This window comes from Streptomyces sp. NPDC004721 (assembly GCF_053601495.1).
In genome coordinates, this window is the sequence record NZ_JBSGBZ010000138.1 from 1 (window position 1) to 3,555 (window position 3,555).

Consider the following 3,555-nt stretch of genomic DNA (forward strand, 5'->3'; position numbering starts at 1 on the left):
CTGACCCGCTACAACACCCGTCGCCGGCACTCAGCCAACGGCCACCTCAGCCCCAACGAATACGAACACCGACACCACACGGCTAAGCTCACGCTCGCCGCATGACACACGAACGCGTGTCCACCATCACGGGGGAACGCCCAACCTCTTGCCCCTCGCCCGATGGCCGCGTCGCGTCGAAGCCGGGACGGTGGACCCAGCAGTCAGCGGGTGCGAACGGCGGGACTGAGCAGCAAGTGGCAGAAGACCGTGGACGCGTCCGTGGCAGCCTCAAAGCATGCCGCGGCGGTGGGCCCTGTCGAGCTCACCGTGCCCTCGTACCAGGGGATCTACCCCAGGACAGCCACCCAGTACGTGCGTCTGGGACCGGGCTCGCCACGGCGTTCCCCACGAGCGAGCTCATCACCGCGGTCCTCGACAGCGAGTCCGAGCACGTGATGGTGCTGGTCGACGCGTGCTTCTCAGGCACCCTGCGCACCGAACTGAGCGGCCTGCTCGAAGCGCTGTCCGACGATCGCCACAGCCACCAGGGGACGGCCGTTGTCACCGCCGGCAACCACTACGAGCAGCCCTTGGTGGGGCCAGCCGGGCGAGACGGCGGACGCGGCGTGACCACCTTTGTCACCTGCGGGTCCCCGCTGAGCTGGCTGTGCATCAGGGAGGGTGTCCACAGGCCGGGTACTCCGCTCTCCGTGCCGGCCGGGGTGGAGTGGACCAACCTGCACTCCCCGAACGACGTCGTGAACAAGGGGGCGGGACTCTCCCACCTTGCTGTGGGGGTCACTGACGTCGTGGCGCACAACGGTGGCGTCGCCAAAGCCCATGATGTCCACCGCTACCTGGACAAGGAGGCCGTCGTCGAGCGCATCGCGAAGGCTCGAACCCTCTGAAGTCGGGCCTGCAGCTGTTTAGCGCCGTGGCGGCCGAGGCGCGAGCCCACGCGCAGCGGCGACACGTCGGCGAGGCCACAGCCGCGATCTTGGAGGCCGAGTCCGCTCCTCCCAGCTGCGCAGCAGCGCGCACACCAGCGGCAGCGGAGCCTCCGCATTCCAGCCGAGAAGTGCCGGGATATCGGCGCTGTGCTGCGCGGGGACCAGCACGAGGCTGCACCCGGCCAACTCGTACGGGTTTGTAGCTTTGAGGTGGCCGATCGTGCGCGCTGCGGCGTCCGCCGGGGAGGGATCAGCGTCCGTGACCGGCGTCGCCGGTGCGAGACCCGGCCATGTCTCGAAGGGTGGGCCCGGATCGTGCGGCCACGGTGCGATGCCCTCGGGCACCGGCTCCGGCGTCGGGTTCGTCCAGTAAGGCAGACGTTGACGCCGGTACTCGACGAAGTCTGAGGTCAGGACATCCTCCAGTCGGACGGCGGATATCTCTGCCAGGTCTGTCGGACGGCCGATGTACTCCCCGCCCAGCAGCGGCACCAGCCCGGTGCCTTCCTGCCCGGACAGCAGGGGCCGCTACACCCCGTCAACGTCACACGGCAGCTCGTCCGCAACCCAGACGCACGCCGACCCCGATGAGACGAACCGCCCCGGGGGAAGTCCCTCTGGCAAGTCGAAATCCATGCCCGGACGATAGACCTCGGCTCCCTTCGGCCGCACACCGCCCCATACGGCCGGGCTGCCGGTGTCGCCACTCGAGCAACCACCATGACCAGGCGCCCCCCAGAACGAGCGCTCCCGCAGCCAGTGGCTGACCTGCAGATTCACGGAATTGCGGTCAGAACCCTGAAGCCACCCTGTTACGGGTTTCCCTACCTCAGCTGTTCGGCAGTGATGTTCGTGGGCGGGAGCCGCATAGGTTCTCCTGTATCGCGGCGTGTGTCCGTCCCTTCCCAGCACTCCCGCCCTCCAGGACAGGACGTTCATGGAGATCAGCCCGAAACGGTTGCGACCGGGCTGTCGACCGCGTGCAGTCACAATTCCGCTACGTCTCCAATGAGTACGGATCCGCCCCGCGGCGGCGCTGTCATGATCCGCGCATGTCTGACGAGCCCCTGCCCCCCAACGAGACCGCAACACCCCTTGCACAGCAGCAAGGTGTCCCTGCACTTCAGCGGTGGCGCATGCGTATCGCCTACGCTGCCGTCGGGTTCGTGGTGGGTGCCAGCTCCGTGGGCATCGCCTGGTGGGCCACCTCCGGCAGCGAAGACTCGCGGCCGTCCGGACCTCAAATCACGGTCACCGGAAAGGTCACCGTCTTCGGCTCCTGGGTCCACGGTCAGGGGGACGAGGGGTGCGTCGGCATCGACTCCTACGCCGACCTCCGTAACGGCACTCCGGTCCGCGTCTTCGACCTCGACGGGCATGAACTGGCGCAAGGACGCCTGGAGAACGGCACAGCCGGCGAGGTGGTTGGAAACAGTTGCACGTGGCCCCTGACCGTCAAGGGCGTTCCGAGCGGGGCGGTCCAGTACCAGGTGCAGGTCGGGGATCGTGACCGGGTGACGAAGGTGCGGGAGGAGCTGCAGGCGGGATTGACGCTCTCGTACGGCCAGCAGTAGCCGAGCTGGTCCCGACCGATACCGCTCAACGCGCGCCGCTTGGTCTACAGCCAGGCAGGGCCTTCGCCCGCCCCGGCGGTTTGTGAGGCTTTGGGTGAATTCACTGTCACCTGATGGTGTGGACGCAGACCGAACCTTTCGGCCCGCTATCTTCTCCCGAAGACCCGCCATTGACGGCGGCCAAGGTATGCATGGGCTCCCCCTGAAGACTGCTTCCGGATGGTCCGTCCGGGGTTGTGCCGCGTCAAGGGCCACCGGTGCTCACTGGGCGGGGTCGGGCCAAGTCGCCACCAGCGCTCGCCGATCTGGAAAGCGGGGACCGGAAACCATCTCCTGAGTCGTCTCGCCGTTGAGCCAGCACACTTGCTCGGGGCCGCCGTCGCCGGTGTCGAACAGGCAGCACACTCCGCCGCTGGCGGCGGTGAGGCCGGTGAACACCTCTCTGACGCGGGCCGACCGCGCGAACAGGCGGCTCATCGACGACGTCGCTGGCCAGAACTCCAGTGCCGTGTAACGAGGGTGCAGGAAGGACTCGAACCGGATCGTCAAGTAGATGTACCCGATCTGGACTCGCCCGTCCTCCTCGGGTTCATGGCCGTGCGTCTCTGCGAATTCGCGCACCGCGTCATCGACGCCGAACATGATGGACGTGTCGAGCTCGAGCGTGCTGCTTGTGGAGCAGTCGACCGGCTCGCTCTTGAAGTGCGACGTGAACGGGAGGGCGAGCCGGTTACCGTAGGGCAGTGTGAGCTCAAGTGGCGGCACGCCACGAGTCGGTGGCGCCAGCTCGGCCAGATTGGCCAGCGCCCTGGCGACGTTCCGGGGACGCAGGTAGATGTCGTAGCCGTAGATCAGCCCCATTCTCCCCCTCTGCTGGGCCGAACTGCACCTTCTCATGACCCGCCTCTGGGGGAGCCTGCCGGTTTCGGAGAGGCGCGCCGATCCGGACTAGCCGCAAGGCCGTGAAGTTTGCGGCTGGGGCATGTCGTCAAGGGCATGCGGCCGCAAGGATTTCGATGCTGGTGGTGGCTTTGTAGCTGGTGCGGTCG

Annotated in this window: 3 protein-coding genes; 2 read left to right on the forward strand and 1 reads right to left on the reverse strand. The window is 67.3% G+C overall.

The features are described from left to right. The first annotated feature begins 437 nt into the window (after positions 1–437). Positions 438–890: a hypothetical protein gene (locus tag ACWEK3_RS42140; RefSeq protein WP_453252243.1), complete on the forward strand. Its 453-nt coding sequence runs from the start codon at positions 438–440 to the stop codon at positions 888–890. Positions 891–2,068: 1,178 nt separating this feature from the next. Beyond that, positions 2,069–2,506: a hypothetical protein gene (locus ACWEK3_RS42145; protein WP_453252244.1), complete on the forward strand. Its 438-nt coding sequence runs from the start codon at positions 2,069–2,071 to the stop codon at positions 2,504–2,506. 261 nt (positions 2,507–2,767) lie between these two features. On the opposite strand, the gene ACWEK3_RS42150 is transcribed toward ACWEK3_RS42145, so the two are convergent. Further along, entirely contained in the window at positions 2,768–3,367 is a 600-nt protein-coding gene (locus tag ACWEK3_RS42150; protein ID WP_453252245.1) for a hypothetical protein, read from the reverse strand. Positions 3,368–3,555: the final 188 nt, after the last annotated feature.

Coding starts and splice junctions, on each gene's coding strand:
- ACWEK3_RS42140 (WP_453252243.1), top strand. CDS start 438: ATGGTGCTGGTCGACGCGTGCTTCTCAGGCACCCTGCGCACCGAACTG.
- ACWEK3_RS42150 (WP_453252245.1), bottom strand. CDS start 3,367: ATGGGGCTGATCTACGGCTACGACATCTACCTGCGTCCCCGGAACGTC.
- ACWEK3_RS42145 (WP_453252244.1), top strand. CDS start 2,069: ATGCGTATCGCCTACGCTGCCGTCGGGTTCGTGGTGGGTGCCAGCTCC.